Source organism: Streptomyces hokutonensis, from assembly GCF_000376565.1.
Taxonomy (GTDB): domain Bacteria; phylum Actinomycetota; class Actinomycetes; order Streptomycetales; family Streptomycetaceae; genus Streptomyces; species Streptomyces hokutonensis.
On record NZ_BARG01000031.1, the window covers coordinates 147,944 to 172,983 of the forward strand.

Sequence of the window (25,040 nt, forward strand, 5' to 3'; positions counted from 1 at the left end):
TTCCTCGGCTCGCCCGCTTCAGAGGCTCGCCGCGTGGTCCGGGACGTAGGTCTGGAGGTCGCGCGGCGGGCGTTCGTAGCCGGTGGACGGCGGGCGGGGCGGGAGTTCCAGGACCGGCGGCGCCACCTCGTGGTACGGGAGCGAGTCGAGCAGGTGGGCGATCATGTTCAGCCGGGCCCGGCGCTTGTCGTCGCTCTCGACGACGTACCAGGGCGCCTCCGAGACATCGGTGTGCACCAGCATCTCGTCCTTGGCCCGCGAGTAGTCCTCCCAGTGGGTGATCGACTCCAGGTCCATCGGCGACAGCTTCCAGCGCCGCAGCGGATCCTCCAGCCGGCGCCGGAAGCGGTCCTGCTGCACCGCGTCGCTCACCGAGAACCAGTACTTGCGCAGCACGATCCCGTCCTCCACGAGCATCCGCTCGAAGATCGGGCACTGGCGCAGGAACAGCTGGTACTCCTCCTTGGAGCAGAAGCCCATCACCCGCTCGACACCGGCCCGGTTGTACCAGGACCGGTCGAAGAGCACGATCTCCCCGGCGGCCGGCAGATGCTCGACGTACCGCTGGAAGTACCACTGCGTGCGCTGCCGGTCGGTCGGCTTCGGCAGCGCGGCGATCCGGGCGACGCGCGGGTTGAGGTGCTCGGCGACCCGCTTGATGGTGCCGCCCTTGCCCGCCGCGTCCCGGCCCTCGAAGACGATCACCAACCGGGTCCCCTCGGCCCGCACCCACTCCTGGAGCTTCACCAACTCCGTCTGCAGGCGCAGCAGTTCGGTCTCGTACGTCGCGCGCGGCAGCTTTGCCGCCTTCTTGCCGGCCATGCCGCCTCAACCCCTCGATGACGTGCGGAGTCTCCCGTGTCCAAGGTCGAACACCTGGACAGCACCGTACTGATCGCCGGGCGCCCGCGCACCCCCGGACACCCGCCCGCCGGGTTTGGGGCAGCCTGCGGCGGCAACCCGGACTCCGTGACAGCGATGACGACCCAACAGGAGCTCGTCCGGTTTCTGGAGGACCGCTTCGCCTGCGCACAGGCCTGCACCGCGTGCGCGCGGGCCTGCGTGCTGCGCGTCAGCCGCACGGATCCGGACGCCACCGACCACGAGGCGCTCCTGCGACAGAAGGCCCTGTGGTGCGCGGAGGTCTGCGACGCGACCTGCCGCATGCTCGCCGAACAGAACCTCCAGGACGAGCCCACCCTCCGCCTCCAGGCCAAGTGGTGCCTCCTCGTCTGCCTGGAGTGCGCACAACTCTTCGACGAGCGCCCGGGCGCGGAGGCCGATGCCCGAGCCTGCCGGGACTGCGCACGGGCGTGCACGGAGTTCCTGGCGACGCTGATCTGACGGGCGGGCGGCCCCCATTGAGGCCGCGGCCAAGGGACAGCCGGCCCATCCGGATCGACGCCGCCCGCGCTACCGGATCCAGGACCCGCCCGGCGGAGAAGGCGGGCCGCCCTCACCGACCCGAAGGGCCGACTTTCGGTCGACGTCACACGTCTTACCGGGCATCGCCGCCTCGCCATTCCCAATTTCTGGAACACGTTCTACGGTGTGCGCCGTCAGGACCGGCCTTGGGAGCCTGGAGGCGCCGTGCATCTCGAATACACGCCCGAGCAGCAGCGGCTGCGTACCGAACTGCGCGCCTACTTCGCCGAGTTGGTGCCCGACCACGCCTACTCCCGCTACGCCGACCCGGCCGCCCAGAAACGCTTCTACCGCGAGACGATCCGCCGGCTCGGCACGGACGGCTGGCTCGGGGTCGGCTGGCCCGAGGAGTACGGCGGGCGCGGGCTGACGCCGATGGAGCAGTTCATCTTCTTCGACGAGGCCGCGCAGGCCGGCGTGCCGCTGCCGCTGATGGCGCTGAACACCGTGGGCCCGACGATCATGCAGTTCGGCACCAGCGAACAGAAGGCCTACTTCCTCCCGAAGATCCTCTCCGGCGAGATCGACTTCGCGATCGGCTACAGCGAGCCCGAGGCCGGCACGGACCTGGCCGCGCTCAAGACACGTGCCGTACGGGACGGCGACGAATACGTCGTCGACGGGCAGAAGATCTGGACCACCAACGGCGACACCGCCGACTGGGTGTGGCTGGCCACCCGCACCGACCCCGAGGCCCCGCCGCACAAGGGCATCACCATGCTCCTCGTGCCGACCGCCGACCCCGGCTACACCTGCACGGTGATCAACACCCTCGCCTCGCACGACACCACCGCCAGCTACTACGAGAACATCCGCGTCCCCGTCTCCCGCCGCGTCGGCGAGGAGAACCGGGGCTGGCGCCTCATCACCAACCAGCTCAACCACGAACGTGTCACTCTCGCCGCCCACGGCACGATGGCCATCCGCGCCCTGCACGACGTCCAGCACTGGGCGATGGAGACCAAACTCGCCGACGGCCGCCGCGTCGTCGACCTCCCCTGGGTCCGCCGCCTCCTCGCCCGCACCCACGCCAGGCTCGACGCGATGAAACTCCTCAACTGGCAGATGGTGAACGCCGTCCAGGAAGGCACCCTCACCCCCCAGGACGCCTCCGCCGTCAAGGTCTACGGCTCCGAGGCCCGCCGCGACGCCTACGCCTGGCTCATGGAGATCGTCGCCGCGGCCGGTGCCCTGCAGGAGGGCTCCGCGGGCGCCGTCCTGCACGGCGAACTGGAACGCGGCTACCGCTCCGCCGTGATCTTCACCTTCGGCGGCGGCAACAACGAGATCCAGCGCGAGATCATCTCGTGGATCGGTCTGGGAATGCCGAGGGTACGGCGTTAGCCTGCGGACATGGACGCCCCTGGGACGGGCGACCCGGGACTGTTCGGGCCGGACTCCGTGACCTGGCAGCTGCACGACGATCCCATGATGTGGGTCGCCGGCGTCCGCGCGCTCTACTTCCAGGCTCTGCACCCCCGTGCCGTCCGCGGAGTCATGCAGAACTCCGACTTCCGGCGAGACGCCCGGGGCCGGCTGATGCGCACCGCGAACTTCGTCGCCATCCTCACCTACGGCACCACCGAGGCCGCCGAGAAGGCCGGCGCCCGGGTGAGGAAGATCCACAGCATGCTCGGCGCGACCGACCCGGACACGGGGGAGCGGTACCGAATCGACGAACCCGAGCTGCTGCTGTGGGTGCACTGCGCCGAGATCGACTCGTATCTGCACGTGCTGCGCCGCTCCGGCTTCCGCCTCACCGACGCCCAGGCCGACCGCTACCTCGCCGAACAGCGGGAGAGCGCCCGCCTGGTGGGCCTCGACCCCGCCGCCGTACCGGGCGACCGGGCCGAACTCGGCGCCTACTTCGAGCAGATCGGGCCCGCGCTCGCCGCCGGACCCGAGGCACGCGAAGTGGACGACTTCCTGCTCCGTCCACCGACGCACCCCCTCCTCGTCCCGGCGCGCGAGCTGCTCTGGCGGCGCGTGGCACACCTGGCGTACGCCTCCCTGCCGCCGTACGCCCACCGGCTGTACGGCAGACCGGCACCCGCACCCGCCATCGTCACGCGGCAACTGCGCGTCACAGGCACCCTGTTGCGCTGCGTTCCCGCGCATGTGCGCTGGCAACTCCCGCCCAAGCACATCATCCGCGCCATGTCACGGCTCGGCCCCGGGTCCCGGCCGGCCCCGTACAAAGTCGGACGATCGCTCGCCATACTGGACGAGCCAGGGGAGGGCAGGACGAACACCGACGGGGGCGATCGCGGGAAATGGGGGACAGCAGGCTGATCCAGGGCCGCTACCGGCTGCTCGACCTGATCGGGCGCGGCGGCATGGGCGAGGTGTGGCGGGCGCGGGACGAGTCGCTGGGGCGCCATGTCGCCGTGAAGTGCCTCAAGCCGCTGAACCCGCACCACGACCAGTCGTTCACCCGCGTCCTGCGCGAGCGGTTCCGGCGCGAGGCCCGGGTGGCCGCCGCGCTCCAGCACCGCGGAGTGACCGTCGTCCACGACTTCGGCGAGTCCGACGGCGTCCTCTTCCTGGTGATGGAACTCCTCGACGGCCGCAACCTCTGCCAGCTCCTGGAGGACAACGAGCAGCGTCCGCTGCCGGTCGGTGACGTCGTCGACATCGCCGAGCAGGTCGCCTCCGCCCTCGCCTACTGCCACCAACAGGGCATCGTGCACCGGGACTTGAAGCCCGCGAACATCATGCGGCTGACCGACGGCACGGTGAAGATCTGCGACTTCGGCATCGCCCGCCTCGGCGCCGACATCGGCTTCACCTCCCGGCTGACCGGCACCGGCATCGCGATGGGCACCCCGCACTACATGTCGCCGGAACAGATCGGCGGCTCCGAGGTCGACCAGCGCAGCGACCTCTACTCCTTCGGCTGCGTCCTGTACGAACTCTCCACCGGCGCCCCGCCCTTCGACCTCGGCGACGCCTGGGCCATCCTCATCGGCCACCGCGACACCCCGCCCCGGCCGCCCCGCGCCCAGCGTGCCGAACTTCCCGAGTACCTGGAGAAGGTCATCCTCGACCTGCTGGCCAAGCTCCCGGAACAACGCCCGCACGACGCCCGCGAGTTGGGCCGCCGCATCACCATGGGCCGTACGACACCCCTGTACGTGCCGACAGTTGTCACCCCGCGACCCCAACTGCCCTCGCCCGAACCGGTGTCCCGCGAGGCGTCGAGAGAGGTGTCCCGCGAGGCGCGGCTGCCGTCGTGGACGCGCGGGATGACCACCGGGCACAAGGCGACCGGTGCCGGACTGCGCACCACCCCGCCGGACGCCGGGGCCGGCCTCACCGGCGAGTGGATCGCGCGCCCGGCCACCGGCCACACCGAGGAACCCGCACCGGAGTCACCGTCCGCACCGCCTCCGGAGGCACTCAAGGCCCTGGCCGGACGCCACAACGCGGGCTTGAGCCTGGGGCGCCTCGGCCGCTGGGCGGAGGCCGGTGAGGTGCATCGCGCGGTCGCCGCCGAACGCACCCACCTCCTCGGCCCGGACCACCCCGACACCCTCGCCAGCCGCTACGAACTCGGCTTCACCCTCAGCCGCACCGGCCACGCCGCCGACGCCCTGCGCGAGTACACCCACGTCGCCCGCGCCAGGGAACGGGCGCTGGGCGCCGACCACGCCGACACGCTCGCCGCCCGGCAGGAAATGGCGTACGTCCTGGGCCAGTTGGGCCGCCACTTCGACGCACACCAGGTGTACACGTCCGTACTCGCCGCCCGCGAACGCACGATGGGCCCCGACCACCCGGACACCCTGCGCTGCCGCCACAACCTCGCCTTCAACCTCAGCCGCCTGGGCCGCCTTGAGGACTCGTACCGCATGGCCTGCGAGGTCGCCGCCGCCCGCGCCCGCGTGCTGGGTCCCGGCCACCCCGACACCCTCGTCACCCGCTACGAAGTCGCCTACGCACTGGGCCAGTTGGGCCGCTGGCAGGAGGCACTCCAGACCTACGGCGAGGTCGCCGAGGCCCGCGCGCAAGCCCTCGGCCCGGACCACGCCGACACCCTCGCCGCTCGCTACGAGATCGGCATCAGCCTCGGCCGCCTCGGCCGCAGCGCCGACGCCCTCAAGCTCTACCGCGACCTGATCGACGACCGCACCCGCGTCCACGGCCCCGCCCACCCCGAGACCCTCCGCGCCCGCCACGGCCTCGGCGTCAACCTCGGCCGCCTCGGCCGCTGGGAGGAAGCCCTCGCCGAGTCCCGCGACGTCTGCGCCATCCGCGAGCGCGTCCTCGGGCCCGACCACCCCGACACCCTCGTCAGCCGCCGCGAGGTCGCCGTCGGCCTCGGCTGGCTCGGCCGCTGGGCCGACGCCCTCACCGAATACCGCCGCGTCGCCGCCGCCCGCGACCGCGTCCTCGGCCCCGACCACCCCGACACCCTCGCCAGCCGCAACGACGAGGCCCACTGCCTCGAACAACTCGGCCGCAACGCGGAAGCGGTCGAGCTGTACCGCCGGGTGGCGGTGCTACGACAGGGACGGGCGTCGGGCGGGCACTGACGGCCGGCGCCCCCAGGGCACTGCGGGCGCTGACGACCGGGCCCTCGTGCCCGCCGGCGGCCGCGGACAGCCGCCCCGGCCGTCGGCCATCCCGCCTCTCGCCTCCGCAGCCCTGGAGGCGGGCGCCCGGCACTCACCGACGGCCGGAGCGGCGCGTGCCGCCCGTGGGTGCTGGCGACAGCGGGCCCGCGTCTTTCCGCGGATGCGGCCAGCTGGGCTTGCCTCGGCCACACTCGCCTCCGCTACGGCAGCTCTGGATGCGGGCGACGGGAATTCACTGATGGCCGGTGCTGTCCGTGCCGTCCGTGGGTGCCGGCGACAGCGGGCCCGCGTTTTTCGGCGAGTGTGGCTGGCTGGGCCTGCCTCGGCCACACTCGCCTGCGCCTCCGCGGTCCTGGATGCGGGTGACGGGGGCTCACTGATGGCCGGTGGTGTCCGTGCCGTCCGTGGGTGCTGGCGACCGGGCGGCCGTGCCCGTCTGTGGACGCGAACGTCCGCGCCTGCCTCGGCCACCCCGCCTGCGCCTCCGCAGCCCTGGACGCTGGCGACGGCGACTCACTGATGGCCGGTGCTGTCCGTGCCGTCCGTGAGTGCCGGCGAAAGCGTGCCCGTGCCCGTCTGTGGACACGAACGTCCGCGCCTGCCTCGGCTCGGCCACACCCGCCTCCGCCACCGCAGCCCTGGACGCGGGCGCCCGGCACTTACCGACGCCCGGAGCGGCCCGCGCCGTCCGTGATCGCTGAACGCTGCACCCCCGCGCTTTTCCGCGGATGCGGCCGCGCCTGCCGTCGGCCATCCGTATCCGTCCCCGCCGCCGCACCCCCAAGGGACCCCGCCCCACCCCTGGCCGACCTAGATCACCTCGTGTTACGAAGAACCATGCCTGTACACGAGGGACCCGGACACCGGACCTACGACGCCGTGATCGTCGGCGGTGGCCACAACGGCCTGGTCGCCGCCGCCTACCTGGCACGGGCCGGGCGCTCCGTGCTCGTGCTGGAGCGGCTCGACGGGACCGGCGGCGCGGCCGTGTCGACGAGACCGTTCGCCGGGGTCGACGCACGGCTGTCCCGGTACTCGTACCTGGTCAGCCTGCTGCCGAAGAAGATCGTGCGGGACCTCGGTCTCGACTTCCGTATCCGGGGGCGCACCATCTCGTCGTACACCCCTGTCGAACGCGGCGGCCGCCCCACCGGCCTCCTCGTCGGCGGCGGCGAGCGCCGTACCCGCGACGCCTTCGCCCGGCTGACCGGCGGCGAGAGCGAGTACGCGGCCTGGCAACGGCTCTACGGCATGACCGGCCGCCTCGCGCAGCGGGTCTTCCCCACGCTCACCGAACCGCTGCCCACCCGCGACGAACTGCGCAGCCGCGTGGACGACGAGGAGGCCTGGCGGATGCTCTTCGAGGAGCCGATCGGCGTCGCCATCGAGGAGAACTTCACCGACGACCTGGTCCGGGGAGTCGTCCTCACCGACGCCCTCATCGGCACCTTCGCCGACGCCCACGACCCCTCCCTCGCCCAGAACCGCTGCTTCCTCTACCACGTCATCGGCGGCGGCACCGGCGCCTGGGACGTCCCGGTCGGCGGCATGGGCGCCCTCACCGACGCCCTGGCCACCGCCGCGCGCACCGCAGGCGCCGTACTCGCCACCGGCCACGAGGCCGTCCGCATCGACACGGACGGACGCGCCGCCGAGATCACCTACCGCACGGCGGACGCCGAAGGCGTCGTGGGCGCCCGGCACGTCCTCGTCGGCGCCTCCCCGCAGCAACTGGCCGCCCTCACCGGCGACGAACCGCCCACCCCCGCCGAGGGCGCCCAGCTCAAGGTGAACATGCTGCTCAAGCGACTCCCCAGACTCCGTGACACCTCGGTCGACCCGCGCGAGGCCTTCGCCGGCACCTTCCACATCGCCGAGGGCTACGACCAACTGGCCGCCGCGCACGCCCAGGCCGCGTCCGGTTCGCTGCCCGCCGCACCGCCCTCCGAGATCTACTGCCACTCCCTCACCGACCCGAGCATCCTCGGCCGGGACCTCGTCGAGGACGGCTACCAGACCCTCACCCTCTTCGGCCTGCACACCCCGGCCCGGCTCTTCGAACGGGACAACGACGCCGTACGCGAGGAACTCCTGAAGTCCACCCTCGCCCAGCTGGACGCCCACCTCGCCGAACCCCTCGCGGACTGCCTCGCCACCGACACGGACGGCCGCCCCTGCATCGAGGCGAAGACCCCGCTCGACCTGGAACGCGACCTCCGGCTCCCCGGCGGAAACATCTTCCACCGCGCGCTGACCTGGCCCTATGCCCAGGACGACACCGGCCGCTGGGGCGTCGAGACCCGGCACGCGAACGTGCTGCTGTGCGGGGCGGGCGCGGTGCGCGGCGGGGGAGTCAGCGGGGTACCGGGGCACAACGCGGCGATGGCGGTGCTGGAGGGCGACGCGGGCTGACCGAGCTGGTGCCCTGCCGGGGAAGTGGTGCTTTTCTGGGAGTGGACGAGAGGAGCGACCGCCATGAACACGGACACGGACACAGATGGCGCGCACATGGTGCCGGGGCACATGGAATCCGTCTCGGTGGAGATCAGCGGGTGCAGCAAGGAGGACGCCCGGATCGTGTTCGACACGCTGTGCGCGTGCTTCGGATCCGACCGCTGCGCCGACGACATACCCCGCGACCACCACGAAACCCGCCCCACGGTATGGCTCGGCACCTTCGACGTCGCCGACGCGCACGAGCGCCCCACCGGCGACCCGGCCCGCCTCGCGGCCTCCGTCGACGCGGACGTCCAGGGCGGCTACTGGGCCGTCGAACAGTTCCGTACGACCCTGGACTCCCTGTTCACCGTCCACGACCTCGCGCTGACCTCCGGCGACCAGGAACGGGAACTGCACGTCCGGCTGGAGAGCCGCTGAAGAGAAGTTATGGACAGGGTTTGCGGCTGTCCGTTGTCCGCACTGCCGGACTGCTGGACTGGATGTTCTTGCCGAGTTGCGCGGCGCGGATCGCGGCGGCATACCCGCGCGAGCCGGTACCGAGGTCGATGACGTCGTAGTGCGCGCTCATGACGTGCCCCCTTTGCAGGGTGGTTGACGGTCGGTTCGTGGAGCGAGCGGTCATGCGGCGCGGTGGTGGGGTGCCAGGGTGGCGTGGATCTGGTCGCGGATGTCGGCGAGGACGGCTTCGTCGCTGCGGTGCTGGTACATGGTGGCGGTGGTGCTGATGTGGATGATCGCGGTGATCACCCGCGCCAGGGTCGCCGCGTCGGCGGCGCCGATGTGCTCGTCGCGGGTGAGCAGGCCGGTGACGCCGTCCTCGAGGCGGCCGGCAAGGGCCAGACCCGCTTGCCGGTAGGGCTCGGCCGGGTCGCCGAAGACGAGTTCGTGCAGGTATGTGCGGCCGTTCTCGATGTGCTCCCTCATGCACTCCACCACGGGACGGATGAGAGCGATGACCGGCTCCAGCGCGCCCCGTCCGACGGCGGCATCCGCGGCGGCGAGGCCGGAATCGATGGCGGCGGCGAACTTCTCGTTCTGCACCATGATCAGCAACTCGGCCTTCGTGGACGCGTACAGGTAGAGCGTCCCGATCGCGACATCGGCCCGGCGGGCGACCTGCTGCGTCGTGACTCTGTCGACGCCGTGTTCGACGAACAGCTCGCGGGCTGCGGCCATGATGCGCTCGCGCTTGTCCTGTTTGGCCCGCTCGCGGCGCCCGATCGGCATGTGGCCGCGTCCCATGGGGACCTCCCTTGACAATAATTCTGAGTGGACTCATAGTTGAGTGTACTCGGATTAGCGGGGTGGGGCGAGGTCCCGGATGTCGCACCGAGTTTGCCGGTCCAATCTCAAACCCGGATAAATAGGACGAAGACTAGGAGTGGCGCCCCATGAGAGCGTTCGTCGTCACCAAGTACAAGGAGCCGCTGCAGGAGGCGGACGTCCCCGAGCCCACCGTGGGAGAGCACGACGTGCTGGTCCGGGTGGAGGCCGCCGGGCTGAACCCGCTGGATGAGAAGATCCGCGCCGGTGAGTTCAAGCAGGTCCTGCCCTACAAGCTGCCACTGATCCTGGGCAACGACGTCGCGGGCACCGTCATCGGTGTCGGGACGGCGGTTCGCGGCTTCAAGCCCGGGGACGAGGTCTACGCCCGGCCCCACCAGGACCGCATCGGCGCGTTCGCCGAGCGCATCGCCGTAGCGGAGGGTGACGTGGCGATCAAGCCCGCCTCGATCAGCATGGATGAGGCCGGCTCGCTGCCGCTGGTGGCGCTCACGGCGTGGCAGGCGCTGGTGGAGCGCGGGAGGGTGCGGCCCGGACAGAAGGTTCTCATCCACGCCGGCGCCGGCGGGGTCGGTTCGATCGCGATCCAGCTCGCCGCACACCTCGGGGCGCACGTCGCCACGACCGCCAGCGCATCCAACACGCACTTCGTGCGCGCGCTCGGCGCGGACACGGTGATCGATTACCGCACCCAGGACTTCGAGCAGCTCCTGACCGGCTACGACCTGGTGTTGGACAGCATCGGTGGGGAGACTCTCGAGAAGTCCCTGCGGGTGCTCAAGCCCGGCGGCAGGGCCATCGGGATCGCCGGCCCCCCGGACCCCGCGTTCGCCCGCGAGGCCGGCCTGAACCCGCTGCTGCGCCTGGCGGTCGCAGGCCTGAGCCGCAAGATCCGCAAGCAGGCCAAGAAGCTCGGCGTGACGTACGAGTTCCTGCTCATGCGCGCCAGCGGCGACCAGCTCCGCCAGATGACCACCCTCATCGACGAGGGCGTGGTGCGCCCGGTCGTGGGAAAGGTGGTCCGCTTCGACCAGACCCCGCAGGCGCTGCAGTCCCTGTCCCAGGGCGGCATCCGCGGCAAGGCCGTCATCGGCAACAGCTGACCCGCCGCAACCGCGACGGGCGACACAGAACAGACCAGGAGAATCCGTCATGAGCAGCACAGGCACCCCGAACGAAGCTGTCATCACCTCCTACGCGAAGGCTCCGGCCCGCACCGTCAACGCCGGCGGCGTCACGTACGCCTACCGGGAGCTGGGACCGAAGGGCGGCATCCCCGTCGTCTTCTTCGTCCACCTCGCCGCGACCCTGGACAACTGGGACCCCCGCATCATCGATCCCATCGCGAAGGGCCGTCACGTCATCGCCTTCGACAACCGCGGTGTCGGAGCGTCCACCGGCCAGGTACCGGACAGTGTCGAGGCGATGGCCGACGACGCCTACACCTTCGTCAAGGCGCTCGGGTACGACAAGATCGACGTCTTCTCGTTCTCCCTCGGCGGCATGGTCGCCCAGGCCCTGGTGGTCAAGCACCCCGAGCTCGTCCGCAAGCTGGTCCTCACCGGCACCGGACCCAAGGGCGGCAAGGACATGGACAAGGTCGCCAAAGTCACCTACTACGACATCCTGCGCGCCACCCTGACCCGGTCGGACCCCAAGGAGTTCCTGTTCTTCAACCGCAACGCCACCGGCAAGCCGGCCGCGCGCGCGTTCGTCAACCGTCTCAAGGAGCGCACTGTCGACCGCGACGCGGAGATCAAGACCAAGGCGTTCCAGACGCAGCTGAAGGCGATCAAGAAGTGGGGGCGCTCCGCCCCCGACGACCTGTCGTCGATCACGCAGCCCACCCTGATCGCCAACGGCGACAACGACCGCATGGTGCCGTCGGTCCTGTCGGAGGACCTGCACCGGCGCATCAAGGGCAGCGAGCTGATCATCTACCCCGACTCCGGGCACGGCGGCATCTTCCAGTACCACCAGGAATTCGCCCCCGTGGCGGTCGAGTTCCTCGCCCGATGACCACCGCCTGACCTGGAAAAAAGGGCGACATCATGAGTACGTCACCGGCCGTCGCACCCCTTGTGGTGAAGAAGCCTCTCACCTCCTCGATCCTGCTGTGGGTGCGGACCGATCAGCCCCGCCAGACCGGCATGGACCACTGGAAGGGACCGCACTCGGGGATCATCTCCGCCACCCCGGGCCTTGAGGAGTACCGGCAGATCCACCTCGCCGAGGACAACCCGGGCCGGTGGCCGGCCACCGACGGGGTCCAGACCACGATCCCCGCCGACCGGAAGATCGACGGCGTCGCAGAAGTCACCTTCCAGTCGGCGCTTGCACCGCTGAAAGGGCGCAAGCAGACGAAGCTGGCCTACGCCGACGAGATCAACGTGTTCCGCCGCACCCTGCTCTACGCCGGCCCGCCGAACTCATCCCGCTGGTACGACGTCGCAGGCCCCGGACAGCCGGTCGGTGCCCGCGCGCTGATCTACCTGCGCCGCAGAGACGAGGTCGGCGGCGGCGCCTTCCGGAAGTTCGTCAACGAGCAGCTCGCTTCCGCGCTCGCCGCCACCGGAGCGCTGAAGGAACTGCGCACGCAGACGTTCCTGCCCTGGATCGAAAAGCTCTGGGACACCCCGGACGTCGCCCACGACAACCCCCACGACCAGCGCTTCCACGCCTCCCTCAGCCTCGGGTTCACCGACACCGCAGCACGGGACGCCTTCTTCACCGGCAACGTGATCGAGGACCTGTCCGACCGGCTGGCATCGCAGGTCTCCGCGATCCACGCCTACGACGTAACCGCCGCCCTCACCTACGTCAAGAACGGCGAGATCCTCCCGCACTACGAGGAGTGAGCAGCGCGCAGACGGGAAGCGGGACCGCCGGATCTGCTCGGCAGATCCATCCGCCCCGGCTTCCCGGCCCTCTCCGCGCCCCTGTCGCCATCTGTTACCCACCACGCATCCGGAGCCAGCCATGAGCGAGCAGCAGAGCACCATCCAGTACGAGCGCACCTCACCGCAGATCGCGAAGATCACCTTCGCCAACCCGCCCGTCAACCTCATCGTCGGCGAGACCGTCCTGCGCCTCATCGAGATCGTCACCGAACTGGCCACCGACCCGGACATCCAGGTCGTGCTGTTCGACAGTGCCACCCCCGACTTCTTCTACAACCACTTCGACCTGGCCGCCGCCGCCGACTTCCCCGCCTCCGAGGACCCGGACGCGGTGCCGGCCTGGACGAATCTGGTCCTGGAACTGTCCAAAGCGCCGTACGTCACCATCGCGGCCATCCGGGGACGCACCCGCGGCGGCGGGAACGAGCTCGCCCTCGCCCTCGATCTGCGCTACGCCAGTCGTGAGAAGGCGATCTTCGGACAGCCCGAGGTCGGAAGCGGACTGCTGCCCGGCGGTGGCGGCAGCGAACGCCTCCCCCGGGCCATCGGACGCGACCGCGCCCTGGAAGCCATCCTCACCAGCGACGACTACGACGCCGACACCGCCGAACGCTGGGGCTGGGTTACCCGCGCCCTCCCCGACAGCGAACTCGACGCCTTCGTCGGCACCGTCGCCGCCCGGCTCGCCTCGTTCGACCGCACCTCACTCGCCTCGGCCAAAGCCCAGATCAACCGGGCATCCCTGCCTCCGGACGCGGACCTGGTCGCCGCGTACGGCGAGTTCGCCCACTCCCTCACCCTCCCCGGTTTCCTCACCCGGGCCGCAGGCACGCAGGCCGTCGTCGAACAGGCCGGCATCGACTTCGAATACCGTCTCGGGCACTACATCGGCCTCGCCAACCAGCAACGCTGACACCCATCGGAAAACGAGGACGGACGCAGCCGATGCCGCGTCCGTCCTCTTTTGCCGCGGGGCCCACCCGATTTCCGACGTCTTCGGCACCGTGGTCGGATCGGGCTGCCGCCGGACCGACCGCCGATGTCATCCACCGCTCGACGGCCGCGACGGCGCACCCCCTCTCGACACCGGCCGGCCAACCGTTCGAACGCCATGGATCACGGGGGCCCGATGTGAAGAGATCACGTCGAGACCGAAGAGCAAGCTCAGACGTCCGTGCTGTGGAGGTCCGGGAAAAGTGCCTCGACCGGGCCGCTCAGAGCCGCCTTGACCCCCTTGGTCAACTCGTCGGCCAGGACCTCGTCTTCTCCGGCCTCGACGGCGTCGTAGACCGTCGTCACCCGCTGTGTCGGCAGCATCTTGGGTCCGTCGGCGTGCGCGGCCATATCGGTGTCGACGTAGCCCTTCTTGGCGGCGAGGATCGGTGCGAAGGCGCGGGCGAGGAAGACCGGTCCGAAGAAGTTCGTCTCCATGTTCGCCCGGATGTCCGCCTCGGTGACGTCCAGCAGGCTCGCGCTCGAGGGATGGCGCCCGGTGACGCCAAGGGTCAGGGGGACGATGCGTTCATCGTCCCAGACGCGGGGGTACGGGCGGTGGCGTCGACACGTCGCCCCGCGATGGGAGAATGAACGGAGCCACATTTGAGCCCACACGCTATTGACTATCATCATAACTGATTACAGTCATAATCTACTCCTGGAGGACACGGCCATGCCTGTCGGACGGCGCGAGCGGAACAAGCAGGAGAAATTCGACCGCATCGTCGTCGCCGCCAGTGAACTGTTCGCCGAACACGGCGTCGATGAGGTCACGACCCAGCAGATCGCCGACAAGGCCGACATCGGCACCGGAACCCTGTTCCTTTACGCCAAGACCAAGGGCGAACTCCTCCTGCTCGTGCAGAACGCCAAGTACGTCGAAGCACTCGAGGAGGGCCGGGCGGACGCCGAGACCGTCCCGGGCGTGCTGAATGCGGTGATGGCGATCGTCCGGCCGATCGTCGAGTGCAACCGCACCCAGATCGACAACGGACGTACCTACCTGCGAGAGATGGTCTTCGGCGACCCCGAGGAGCCCCGGCACGGCGCGGCACTCGCCATCGTCGCGCAGACCGAGGAGGCCATCGCCGCCGTGCTGCGCCGAGACGAGCGGGTCACAGAGGGTGACGCCGCGACACTGGCACACATCGTGTCCGCCGTGATGTTCCTCAGCATGGCGGCGAGCGTGAACATCGCCTTGAGTGTCGAGGAGATCGTGCAGGACATCCGGGAGCAGGTTGACGTCCTGCTGCCTCGCTGACGCGCGACCCGTTCCGGCGTGGCCGGAGGGGTGGGGCGGGCGGCCGGAGGGCTACCGCCACCGCGTGCTGCTGGGATTTCGGAGATCGCCTACCTACGTGGCGTCGAGTCCCTGTCGTGCAGCCGATAGTCCGTGGACAGCTGAACAGCGCATAGGTGCTCCTGTGGATGCGCCGGGTCCTCCGCGAGGACGGGCTCCTGCTGCTCGGCGTCCGGGACTACGACACGATCCGTGCCGCCCGCCCACGGTCCGCGCCTCCGCAGGTGGCGACGACCGCCCAAGGCCGCGCGGTCACCTTCCGGTTGTGGCACTGGCGCGAGGACGGCGAGCGCGGGGATCGGCTTCCACCAGCCCGTCCTCACGGCACGACGCACCTGACTGTCGGGAAAATCTGACGGAGCATCAGAAAAGGCCTTCCGTCGTCCGGAGGACTGCGGCATTCTGCGCCCATGCAGACGGAGTTGAGCAAGAAACTGGGAATCGAGCACGCCATCTTCGGCTTCACGCCGTTCCCCGCCGTCGCCGCGGCCATCAGCCGGGCCGGCGGTTTCGGAGTGCTCGGCGCGGTCCGCTACACCGCCCCCGACGACCTCAAGCGCGACCTCGACTGGCTGGAGGCGCACGTCGAGGGGATGCCGTACGGCCTGGACGTCGTGATGCCGGCGAAGAAGGTGGAGGCTCCGAAAAATCAGATACTGACCGAGGCCGAGGTCGAGGCGATGATCCCGGAAGGGCACCGGCGGTTCGTCACCGAGACCCTGGCCAAGTACGGCGTGCCCGAACTCGCCGAGGGCGAGGCGTCCGGCTGGCGCATCACCGGGTGGATGGAACAGGTCGCCCGCAACCAGCTCGACGTCGCCTTCGACTACCCGATCAAGCTGCTCGCCAACGCGCTGGGCTCCCCACCGGCCGACGTCGTCGCCCGCGCCCACGACCAGGACGTCCTGGTCGCCGCGCTCGCGGGTAGCGCCCGGCACGCCCGCAAGCACGCCGAGGGCGGCATCGACATCGTCGTGGCCCAGGGCTACGAGGCGGGCGGACACACCGGCGAGATCGCGACCATGGTGCTCACGCCCGAAGTCGTCGACGCCGTCGACCCGTTGCCGGTGCTCGCCGCGGGCGGCATCGGCAGCGGACAGCAGGTGGCCGCCGCGCTCAGCCTCGGCGCCCAAGGCGTGTGGCTGGGCTCCATATGGCTGACCACCACGGAAGCCGACATGCACTCGGCCGGCGTGACCCGCAAACTGCTCGCCGCAGGCTCCGGCGACACCGTCCGCTCCCGCGCCCTGACCGGGAAACCGGCCCGCCAGCTGCGCACCGAGTGGACCGACGCCTGGGACGACCCGGACGGCCCGGGCACCCTCCCCATGCCGCTCCAGGGCCTGCTCGTCGCCGAGGCCGTCTCGCGCATCCAGAAGTACGAGATCGAACCACTGCTCGGCACCCCCGTCGGCCAGATCGTCGGCCGTATGAACAGCGAACGCAGTGTCCAGGCCGTCTTCGACGACCTCACCCGCGGCTTCGAACACGCCGTCGACCGGATCAACCGCATCGCCGGAAGGAGCGGCCAGTGAGCACACCCCCCGCCGGCTTCTGGGCCCAGGCCGCCCAGAACCCCGACCGTACGGTTCTCATCGCGCCCGACGGCGAGGAGTGGACCGCAGGCCGCCTGCACGCCGCCGCCAACCAACTCGTCCACGGCCTGCGCGCCGCCGGACTCGAACGCGGCGACGCCTTCGCCGTCGTCCTGCCCAACGGCGTCGAGTTCTTCACGGCCCATCTGGCCGCCACCCAGGCCGGGTTCTACCTCGTCCCCGTCAACCACCACTTCGTCGCACCGGAGATCGCCTGGATCGTCGCCGACTCCGGCGCCAAGGTGCTCATCGCCCACGAGCGGTTCGCCGAACCCGTCCGCCAGGCCGCCGACGAGGCCGGCCTCCCCGCCACCCACCGGTACGCGGTCGGCACGGTCGAGGGCTTCCGGCCGTACCCCGAACTCCTCGACGGACAACCGGAGTCGGCGCCCGCGGACCGCACGCTCGGCTGGGTCATGAACTACACCTCGGGCACCACCGGCCGCCCCCGCGGCATCCGCCGCCCGCTGCCGGGCAGGCCGCCCGAGTCGGCGTACCTCGGCGGCTTCCTCGGCATCTTCGGCATCAAGCCCTTCGACGACAACGTGCACCTGGTCTGCTCGCCGCTTTACCACACGGCCGTCCTCCAGTTCGCGGGCGCGAGCCTGCACATAGGGCACCGCCTGGTCCTGATGGACAAGTGGAGCCCGGAGGAGATGCTCCGCCTCATCGACCGTGAGAAGTGCACCCACACCCATATGGTCCCGACCCAGTTCCACCGCCTCCTCGCCCTCCCCGAGGACATCCGGGCGCGCTACGACGTCTCGTCCATGCGGCACGCGATCCACGGCGCCGCCCCGTGCCCCGACCATGTGAAGCGGGCCATGATCGAGTGGTGGGGCGACTGCGTGGAGGAGTACTACGCGGCCAGCGAGGGCGGTGGTGCCTTCGCGACCGCCGAGGACTGGCTGAAGAAGCCCGGCACGGTCGGCAAGGCCTGGCCCATCAGCGAACTCGCGGTCTTCGACGACGACGGCAACCGGCTCCCGCCCGGTGAACTCGGCACCGTCTACATGAAGATGAGCACCGGCGGCTTCGCCTACCACAAGGACGAGGCCAAGACGAAGAAGAACCGCATCGGCGACTTCTTCACCGTGGGCGACCTCGGCTACCTCGACGAGGACGGCTATCTCTTCCTCCGCGACCGCAAGATCGACATGATCATCTCGGGCGGCGTCAACATCTACCCGGCCGAGATCGAGTCCGCACTCCTCGCCCACCCCGCCGTCGCCGACGCCGCGGCCTTCGGCATCCCGCACGACGACTGGGGCGAGGAGGTCAAGGCCGTCGTGGAACCGGCCCCCGGCCACGAACCCGGACCCGCCCTCGCCACCGCCCTCCTCGGCCACTGCGCCGAGCAACTCGCCGGCTACAAGCGGCCCAAGAGCATCGACTTCATCACCGAGATGCCCCGCGACCCCAACGGCAAGCTGTACAAGCGGCGGCTGCGCGATCCGTACTGGGAGGGGCACACGCGGCCCATGTGAGTGCGGCCCGTGTGGGCCCGGCACATGTGGGCCGGGCCCACCTCGACCACCCGGCTTGACCCGCCCGGGCCCCGGCCCGAGGATCATGTGTCATGACGCCCGGACACGGCAGCACGGTTGACGGGGTACTGCGACGCAGTGCCCACCGCACTCCCGCCCGCGTGGCGGTGGACTACGGCGAGCGCTCCTGGACGTACCAGGAACTCGACGAGGCCGTCTCCGGCGCGGCGAGCGTGCTCCTCGACCAGGGCCTCGCACCGGGCGACCGGGTCGGCTCCTACGGCCACAACTCCGACGCCTATCTGATCGGCTTCCTCGCCTGCGCCCGCGCGGGCCTCGTGCACGTGCCGGTCAACCAGAACCTCACCGGCGACGACCTCGCGTACATCGTCGGCCAGTCCGGCAGCACGCTGGTACTCACGGACCCGGATCTCGCCGCCCAACTGCCGGACGGCGTAAGGACGTTGCCGCTGCGGGACGCGGACGGCTCGCTGCTGGAGCTGCTGGCGTCCGCGTCGCCGTACGACGGGCCCGAGCCGCGCACCGAGGACCTGGTGCAGTTGCTCTACACCTCGGGCACGACCGCGCTGCCCAAGGGCGCGATGATGACCCACCGGGCCCTGGTGCACGAGTACTTGAGCGCGATCACCGCCCTGGACCTGAGCGCCGGGGACCGCCCCGCGCACGCGCTGCCGCTGTACCACTCGGCGCAGATGCACGTGTTCCTGCTGCCGTATCTGGCGGTCGGCGCCACCAACCTCATCCTCGACGCGCCCGACGGCGACCGGCTGTTGGACCTGATCGAGGCCGGGCGCGTGGACAGCCTGTTCGCCCCGCCCACCGTGTGGATCGGCCTCGCGAACCGCCCGGACTTCGCGACCCGCGACCTGAGCGGCCTGCGCAAGGCGTACTACGGGGCGTCGATCATGCCGGTGCCCGTCCTGGAGCGGCTGCGCGAACGCCTCCCCAAGCTGGCCTTCTACAACTGCTTCGGCCAGAGCGAGATCGGCCCCCTGGCCACGGTCCTGGGCCCCGACGAACACAAGGGCCGACTGGACTCCTGCGGACGTCCCGTGCTGTTCGTGGACGCGCGGGTGGTCGACGAGGACGGCAAGGACGTGCCCGACGGCACCCAGGGCGAAGTCGTCTACCGTTCACCGCAGTTGTGCGAGGGCTACTGGGACAAGCCCGAGGAGACGGCCGCCGCATTCCGCGACGGCTGGTTCCACTCCGGGGACCTCGCGGTACGGGACGCGCACGGCTTCTTCACCGTCGTCGACCGGGTGAAGGACGTCATCAACTCCGGTGGCGTACTGGTCGCTTCACGCCAGGTCGAGGACGCGCTCTACACCCACGAGGGCGTCGCCGAGGTCGCCGTGATCGGCCTCCCCGACGACCACTGGATCGAGGCGGTCACCGCGGTCGTCGTCCCGCGCGGAGAGGTCACCGAGTCCCAACTCATCGACCACGCGCGCGAGAAGCTCGCCCACTTCAAGGCGCCGAAGCGGGTCGTCTTCGTGGAGAAGCTGCCGCGGAACGCCAGCGGGAAGATCCTGAAGCGGGAGCTGCGGGAGCGGTTCGGCGACTGAGTCTTCTCTTGCGCCCAGGCTCCGTCGGCCGTGATGATCTACCGTCATGCAGACCGTGACCGGCACCTTCACCGCCACCGACGGAACCGAACTCGCCTACCACGCAAGGGGTGAGGGCGAGCCGCTGGTCGTCCTGCCCGGAGGGCCCATGAGAGCCTCCGCCTACCTCGGGGACCTGGGCGGACTCACCGCGCATCGACGGCTGATCCTGCTGGATCTCCGGGGCACCGGTGACTCCGCGGTGCCGGCCGACAAGGGGACGTACCGCTGCGACCGACTGGTCGACGACGTCGAGGTGTTGCGCGCCCACCTGGGCCTGGACCACATGGACCTGCTCGCACACTCGGCGGGCGGCAGCCTCGCCATGCTGTACGCGGCCCGCCATCCCGAGCGGGTGACACGACTGGCACTGATCACCGCCACCCCATGGGCGCTGGGCATGCCCGCCACGCCCGAGGGACGGCTCGCCGCCGCCCTGCTGCGCAAGGGCGAACCGTGGTTCGAGGACGCGTTCCCGGCATTCGAGGCGTGGCTCGCGGGCACCGCCGACTTCGACCCGGTCTTCGAACCCTTCTTCTACGGCCGTTGGGATGCCGCCGCCGAACAGCACGCCGCGCTCGCCGACGAACAGAGCAACGACGAGGCCGCCGAACTGTACTTCTCCGAGGGCGCCTTCGACCCGCCGGTCCTCATGGCCGCCCTCGGCCGACTGCCCGCACCCGTGCTGGTTCTCGCGGGTGAACTCGACGGCGGCCCCCGGCCCGAGCTCGCCGGCCGCAGCGCCGACGTGTTCCTGAACGCCACGTCGGTGGTGCAGCCGGGTGCCGGTCATTACCCGTGGCTTGACGATCCGGAGTGGTTCGTACGCCATGTTGTCGCGTTTCTCGACGCGGGAGGTGCGGTTCTGCCCTCGGCAGAGTAGGCGCACGGCCTGCCGCTCCGGCGATTATGTTCCCGCCATGCACACCGAGACCCGCGCCGTCGAGGCCAACGGCATCACCCTCGCGCTGCACACCTGGGGCCCCGAGGAGGCGCCGCCGGTCCTCCTGCTCCACTCCCGGGGCGCCGACGGCACCGACTGGACGCGGATCGCCGAACGGCTCGCCGGCGGATCCGACCCGCGCCGCGTGTACGCCCCCGACCTGCGAGGCCACGGAAGCAGCGACTGGCCCGGCACCGAGCCGGGAGCCACGGCCGACGTGTACGCGTACGAGGCGATGCGCGACGACATACGCGCCCTCGTCGCCGTCCTCGGTATTGAAGGGGCCGACGTCATCGGCCACTCGCTGGGCGGCATCGTCGCGTACCTGCTCGCGCAGGCGGCGCCCGACGTCGTACGGCGACTGGTCCTGGAGGATGTGCCGGCGCCGCTTCCCTTCGATCCGCCGAGGCCGCCCACCGAACGCCCCGCGGGGCAACTGCCGTTCGACTGGGCCATGATCGAGGCCACCGACGCCCGGGCGAACCTCCCCGACCCCATGTGGTGGGACCACATGGGGCGGATCGCCATCCCCACGCTGGTGATCGCGGGTGGTCCCACCAGCGGGATTCCTCAGGACCGGGTCGTCGCGCTCGCCGAACGGATCCCCGACGCCCGCCTGGTGACCGTCGACGCCGGACACCTCGTCCACGAGAACCGGCCGGAGGAGTTCCTGGCGGCGGTGGTGCCGTTCCTCGCGGAGCGGAGCGGGGAGCCGGGCGACGACCGGACGGCGACCGTCACTTCGCGAACGTCGTCATGAATTTGTCCCGGAACTTGTCCATGCTCAGCACCGGTGCGTTGTCCGCCGGCTTGAGCCCGTCCGTCCAGTTCCAGCTGGAGATCTTGTCCAGCACCTTCGGGTCGTGCGCGACGATCGTGATCGGCACATCCCGGTCGGAGGTGCCTCCGGTGACCGTCGGGACGGGCTGGTGGTCGCCGAGGAAGACGAGGACGGTGTTCTTGTTGCCGTAGCGCTGCATCCACTGGGTCAGGCTGTCCACGGAGTACTGGATGGCCTTGCGGTACTCGGTGCGCACGCGCTTCGCGCTCTTCCAGACCTCCGTCGGGTTGGTGCCCTCCTTCTTGATCTGGTTGAAGATCGTGCCGTCCCCGAGCTGGTTCCAGGGGATCGTGTGGGCGATGGGGGACCAGGGGTTGTGGCTGGAGGCGAGGATGATCTCCGCCATGATCGGGTCGCGGTTCTTCTTGCCGTACTCCAGATCCTCGAAGGACTGGAGGCTGAACTGGTCCGGCACCGGCGTCCAGCTGAAGTACGGGCCCTTGTAGCCGAGGTGCGTGGAGTCGTAGATGTTGTCGAGGCCGAAGTACTTGCCCTCGGGCCAGGCCTTGCGGACACCGGGGACGATGCCGACCGTGCGCCAGGCACCGGTCTTCTGGAAGTAGCTGGTCAGGGTCGCGCGGGTGCTGGTGGTCACGGTCCGGTACCGCTGCTGGTTCTTGACCCACAGGCCGGACAGGAACGTCGAGTGGGCGAGCCAGCTGCCGGCGCCCGTCACGGGCGACCTGAGCCAGCCGCTGCGCGAGGCGAAACCGGCCGCCTTGAGCCGGGCGTCGCCCGCCTTCAGCGTCGCGTCCATCTCCGGCGCCATCGTCGGATCGTCGATCGCGACCCGGCCGTAGCTTTCGATGAAGGTGAACAGGACGTCCTTGCCGCGCAGGCCGGTCAGCAGCTGGTTCGGCGGGGTCTTGGCGAACGCGTCGACATTGAGCTGCTTCTTGAAGACGTCGGCGTCCCCCAGACCCTCGCGGACGTACTGCACGCGGTTGGCGAGGAACGTGCTGTAGCCCTTCGTGGCGAGCGTGACGCCGCCCACCTGGAAGCTCAGCGTGAAGCACATGATCCACACAACACCGAGGACGAGTGTGGTGCGTACCGCCATGGGACGGTGTCTGGCCATCACGTCCGACAGCCGCACCATCGCGAGCGCGCTCCCCGCCAGCACGGCGATCAGCGCCACGATCACCCCGACGATCGCGAGCACCTCGCCCGAGCGGCCGACCGAGTCCTTCAGGAAGTCCGCCGCGTCGGTCAGCAGGACCCAGTCGAAGACCAGGTCGAACGGCCGGGCCAGGGTCTGGTAGAAGCCCATGTCGAGGCACTTCAGAACGGTGGACAGCCCGACGAACGCCCCCAGCACGACGGCCACGATCCGCCGTGCCCTCGCGGGCAGTACGAGCAGGACGATCGCGAGGACGATCGCCTCGACCGGGAAGCGGAAGAACGACTGGAACGTGATCCGGTCGAGCCGGTCCGGCACGAGCAGCGCGACGAACAGCAGCACACCGGCCAGCACGGTCGTGCCCACCCCTACGGCACGTGCGGTTCGGGGGTAACGAGTCCGCCAGCCGAACCAACCGGCGCGGGGCGGGAGTTGGGACGACCGCTCGGTGGGGTCGGCGGCGGATTCCGCCTCGGGGCCCGTGGGCTCAGAGGTCTCGTCGGGCGCGGCGGAGTCCGCGGACTCCGCCGCCTCGGGCGCGTCGACCGGCTCGAGCTGCTCGGGCGCGTCCGCCGAGTCGCGCGGCTCGGGTGGGCCCTGTGTTTCGGGCGGTGCGGCGGCCTCCGTCGCCGCTGTCGAGTCGGTCTCCCCGGTGGCTTTCTGCTGCGCCGATGGGTGAGAGCGAGTGAAGAGCGGCACCCGAACGTCCTTCCGTGCTGAGCCCGGTGATGGCATGGCGTACCTGGCCCGGGCCACCAGATCCGTCACCATCAGTACGGTCGCACGCTACCGTCAGTTCAACCTGGCCTGCGTGTTGACCCACTGTTGACTCATTGAGCTGCGGCGACCGCCACCTCCCGCGCCCACCGGTAGTCCGCCTTGCCACTCGGTGACCGCTGGATCGTCTCCGCGATCACCAACTGCCGGGGGATCTTGTACCCGGCGAGATGAGTACGGCAGTGCGTCTGGATGTCGTCCAGCGACGGCCGTACCGCACCCGCGCGCAACTCCACGACGGCGGCCACATGGTTGCCCCACTTCGTGTCCGGCACCCCGGCCACCAGAGCGTCGTAGACGTCCGGATGCGACTTGAGCGCCTGCTCGACCTCCTCCGGATACACCTTCTCCCCACCGGTGTTGATGCACTGCGAGCCACGGCCGAGCACCGTGACGACGCCCTCCTCGTCCACGGTCGCCATGTCGCCGAGCAGGACCCATCGCCGGCCGTCCTTCTCGAAGAAGGTCTCGGCGGTCTTCCGCTCGTCGTTGTAGTAGCCGAGCGGTACATGGCCGCACTGCGCGACCCGGCCGATCTCGCCGAGGGCGACCGGCTCGTGCGTGGCCGGATCGACCACCTGGGTACGGGAGTTGACCCGGATGCGGAAGGACTGCCCGGCCCCGGAGTCGGCCGTCGCCGTGCCGTTGAAGCCGGACTCGGACGAGCCGTAGTTGTTCAGCAGCATCGCGTTCGGGAGCAGCTTCTGGAACTGCAGGCGCACCGTCTCGGACAGGATCGCGCCCGACGACGAGACACTGAACACCGACGAGCAGTCCGTGCCCTTCATCGGCCCGTTGAGGGCGTCGATCAGTGGTCGCAGCATCGCGTCGCCGACCAGGGAGATGCTGGTGACCTTCTCCTTCTCGATGGTCCGCAGCACCTCCTCCGGCTCGAACTTGCGGTGGATCACGATGCGTTGGCCGAAGTTGAAGCCGATGAACGCGGTGAGCGTGGAGGTCCCGTGCATCAGCGGGGGAGTGGGGAAGAACGTGATCCCCGCCCCGCCGGTCGCGACCCGCTGGGCCAACTCCTCCGGTGTCTTCACGGGTTCACCGGTCGGCGCGCCGCCGCCGAGCCCCGAGAAGAACAGGTCTTCCTGGCGCCACATCACACCCTTGGGCATCCCGGTCGTGCCGCCGGTGTAGATGATGAACTGGTCGTCGCCCGAACGGGCCGGGAACCCCCGCCCGGAGGACCCGGTGGCCTCCGCGTCCGTGAAGGCCACGGCCGGTACCTCCGGGGCGTCTTGGGCCGGTGCCCCCACCCGCACCAGGTGCCGGAGCTTCTCCGCGCGCGGCAGCGCGGCGGCCACCCGCTCGGTGAACTCCGTGTCGAAGACCAGCGCGACGAGATCGGCGTCCCGGTAGAGGTACACCAACTCCTCTTCGACATACCGGTAGTTGACGTTGACCGGCACGACCCGCGCCTTCAGACAGCCCAGCACCGTCTGCAAGTACTCGACGCCGTTGTAGAGATGGAGCCCCAGGTGCTCACCCGGGCGTATCCCGGTGTCGATCAGATGATGGGCGATCCGGTTCGCCGCCGCGTCCAACTCCGCGTAGGTCAGGCGGCGTTCCGCGCCCGTCCCCGGGTGGTCGATGTACACGAGCGCCTCGCGGTCCGGGACCACGTCGACGACCGACTCGAACAGGTCGGCAATGTTGTACTCCACCACTCCTCCTGACGTCGGTTCGCCGGTCATCAGA

The 25,040-nt window shown here is 70.1% G+C and carries 23 protein-coding genes; 17 read left to right on the forward strand and 6 right to left on the reverse strand.

The window, feature by feature from the left end; translation table 11 throughout:
• Positions 1-18 precede the first annotated feature (18 nt).
• Positions 19-822 (reverse strand): polyphosphate kinase 2, encoded by an 804-nt coding sequence (gene ppk2 / locus SSP08S_RS18240; RefSeq protein ID WP_019069049.1) that lies wholly within the window; start codon positions 820-822, stop codon positions 19-21.
• A gap of 156 nt (positions 823-978) precedes the next feature.
• On the opposite strand from ppk2, the gene SSP08S_RS18245 reads away from it, so the two are divergent.
• The 6 genes from SSP08S_RS18245 (at position 979) to SSP08S_RS18270 (ending at position 8,879) form a co-directional block, all read left to right on the forward strand.
• Positions 979-1,344 (forward strand): four-helix bundle copper-binding protein, encoded by a 366-nt coding sequence (locus SSP08S_RS18245; protein WP_102133365.1) that lies wholly within the window; start codon positions 979-981, stop codon positions 1,342-1,344.
• Between the two features lie 246 nt (positions 1,345-1,590).
• Complete coding sequence (locus SSP08S_RS18250) at positions 1,591-2,769, forward strand: acyl-CoA dehydrogenase family protein (protein ID WP_019069051.1); 1,179 nt, start codon at positions 1,591-1,593, stop codon at positions 2,767-2,769.
• Positions 2,770-2,778: 9 nt separating this feature from the next.
• Positions 2,779-3,717, forward strand: coding sequence for an oxygenase MpaB family protein (locus tag SSP08S_RS18255; protein WP_019069052.1), 939 nt, complete (start codon positions 2,779-2,781; stop codon positions 3,715-3,717).
• The gene (locus SSP08S_RS18260; RefSeq protein ID WP_019069053.1) at positions 3,699-5,960 is read left to right on the forward strand and encodes a serine/threonine-protein kinase; all 2,262 of its coding nucleotides are present in this window, start codon (positions 3,699-3,701) and stop codon (positions 5,958-5,960) included. The genes SSP08S_RS18255 and SSP08S_RS18260 overlap by 19 nt, the downstream gene beginning before the upstream one ends.
• 879 nt (positions 5,961-6,839) lie before the next feature.
• Positions 6,840-8,414 carry a phytoene desaturase family protein gene (locus tag SSP08S_RS18265; protein WP_019069054.1) on the forward strand — a complete coding sequence of 525 codons (1,575 nt, stop codon included), beginning with the start codon at positions 6,840-6,842 and terminating at the stop codon, positions 8,412-8,414.
• A gap of 63 nt (positions 8,415-8,477) precedes the next feature.
• Positions 8,478-8,879 (forward strand): hypothetical protein, encoded by a 402-nt coding sequence (locus tag SSP08S_RS18270; RefSeq protein WP_019069055.1) that lies wholly within the window; start codon positions 8,478-8,480, stop codon positions 8,877-8,879.
• Between the two features lie 7 nt (positions 8,880-8,886).
• Here SSP08S_RS18270 and SSP08S_RS61765 read toward each other — a convergent pair whose 3' ends face one another.
• Together SSP08S_RS61765 and SSP08S_RS18280 are read right to left on the reverse strand one after the other, a co-directional pair.
• On the reverse strand, positions 8,887-9,030 hold the full coding sequence (locus SSP08S_RS61765; RefSeq protein WP_019069056.1) for a hypothetical protein: 144 nt from the start codon (positions 9,028-9,030) through the stop codon (positions 8,887-8,889).
• 50 nt (positions 9,031-9,080) lie between these two features.
• Positions 9,081-9,704: a TetR/AcrR family transcriptional regulator gene (locus tag SSP08S_RS18280; RefSeq protein ID WP_019069057.1), complete on the reverse strand. Its 624-nt coding sequence runs from the start codon at positions 9,702-9,704 to the stop codon at positions 9,081-9,083.
• A gap of 149 nt (positions 9,705-9,853) precedes the next feature.
• Here SSP08S_RS18280 and SSP08S_RS18285 point away from each other — a divergent pair, with 149 nt between their 5' ends.
• From SSP08S_RS18285 to SSP08S_RS18300, 4 genes are all read left to right on the forward strand, one after another.
• Positions 9,854-10,849, forward strand: a complete 996-nt coding sequence (locus SSP08S_RS18285; RefSeq protein ID WP_019069058.1) for an NADP-dependent oxidoreductase — start codon at positions 9,854-9,856, stop codon at positions 10,847-10,849.
• Positions 10,850-10,898: 49 nt separating this feature from the next.
• Positions 10,899-11,765: an alpha/beta fold hydrolase gene (locus SSP08S_RS18290; RefSeq protein ID WP_019069059.1), complete on the forward strand. Its 867-nt coding sequence runs from the start codon at positions 10,899-10,901 to the stop codon at positions 11,763-11,765.
• Between the two features lie 32 nt (positions 11,766-11,797).
• Positions 11,798-12,604, forward strand: a complete 807-nt coding sequence (locus tag SSP08S_RS18295) for a hypothetical protein (protein ID WP_051105924.1) — start codon at positions 11,798-11,800, stop codon at positions 12,602-12,604.
• Between the two features lie 121 nt (positions 12,605-12,725).
• Positions 12,726-13,559: an enoyl-CoA hydratase/isomerase family protein gene (locus tag SSP08S_RS18300; protein ID WP_019069061.1), complete on the forward strand. Its 834-nt coding sequence runs from the start codon at positions 12,726-12,728 to the stop codon at positions 13,557-13,559.
• 251 nt (positions 13,560-13,810) lie between these two features.
• Here SSP08S_RS18300 and SSP08S_RS55495 read toward each other — a convergent pair whose 3' ends face one another.
• Entirely contained in the window at positions 13,811-14,245 is a 435-nt protein-coding gene (locus SSP08S_RS55495; protein ID WP_019069062.1) for a Rossmann-fold NAD(P)-binding domain-containing protein, read from the reverse strand.
• Positions 14,246-14,315: 70 nt separating this feature from the next.
• Between SSP08S_RS55495 and SSP08S_RS18310 the strand changes: the two genes are divergently transcribed.
• The 7 genes from SSP08S_RS18310 (at position 14,316) to SSP08S_RS55500 (ending at position 21,355) form a co-directional block, all read left to right on the forward strand.
• Positions 14,316-14,903, forward strand: coding sequence for a TetR/AcrR family transcriptional regulator (locus SSP08S_RS18310; RefSeq protein WP_019069063.1), 588 nt, complete (start codon positions 14,316-14,318; stop codon positions 14,901-14,903).
• Positions 14,904-15,070: 167 nt separating this feature from the next.
• Positions 15,071-15,298: a hypothetical protein gene (locus SSP08S_RS18315; protein ID WP_158697180.1), complete on the forward strand. Its 228-nt coding sequence runs from the start codon at positions 15,071-15,073 to the stop codon at positions 15,296-15,298.
• A gap of 54 nt (positions 15,299-15,352) precedes the next feature.
• Entirely contained in the window at positions 15,353-16,477 is a 1,125-nt protein-coding gene (locus SSP08S_RS18320; protein ID WP_019069065.1) for a nitronate monooxygenase, read from the forward strand.
• A complete protein-coding gene (locus SSP08S_RS18325) occupies positions 16,474-18,024 on the forward strand; it encodes an acyl-CoA synthetase (RefSeq protein ID WP_019069066.1) in 1,551 nt (516 codons plus the stop codon). Before SSP08S_RS18320 ends, SSP08S_RS18325 begins: the two co-directional genes overlap by 4 nt.
• 92 nt (positions 18,025-18,116) lie before the next feature.
• Positions 18,117-19,613 (forward strand): acyl-CoA synthetase, encoded by a 1,497-nt coding sequence (locus tag SSP08S_RS18330; RefSeq protein ID WP_019069067.1) that lies wholly within the window; start codon positions 18,117-18,119, stop codon positions 19,611-19,613.
• A 46-nt stretch (positions 19,614-19,659) separates the two neighbouring features.
• Positions 19,660-20,535 carry an alpha/beta fold hydrolase gene (locus tag SSP08S_RS18335; protein ID WP_019069068.1) on the forward strand — a complete coding sequence of 292 codons (876 nt, stop codon included), beginning with the start codon at positions 19,660-19,662 and terminating at the stop codon, positions 20,533-20,535.
• A gap of 37 nt (positions 20,536-20,572) precedes the next feature.
• A complete protein-coding gene (locus SSP08S_RS55500; RefSeq protein WP_019069069.1) occupies positions 20,573-21,355 on the forward strand; it encodes an alpha/beta fold hydrolase in 783 nt (260 codons plus the stop codon).
• On the opposite strand, the gene SSP08S_RS18345 is transcribed toward SSP08S_RS55500, so the two are convergent.
• A complete protein-coding gene (locus SSP08S_RS18345) occupies positions 21,333-23,255 on the reverse strand; it encodes an LTA synthase family protein (protein ID WP_019069070.1) in 1,923 nt (640 codons plus the stop codon). The genes SSP08S_RS55500 and SSP08S_RS18345 overlap by 23 nt on opposite strands.
• A 131-nt stretch (positions 23,256-23,386) precedes the next feature.
• Positions 23,387-25,006, reverse strand: coding sequence for an acyl-CoA synthetase (locus SSP08S_RS18350; RefSeq protein ID WP_019069071.1), 1,620 nt, complete (start codon positions 25,004-25,006; stop codon positions 23,387-23,389).
• Positions 25,007-25,040: the final 34 nt, after the last annotated feature.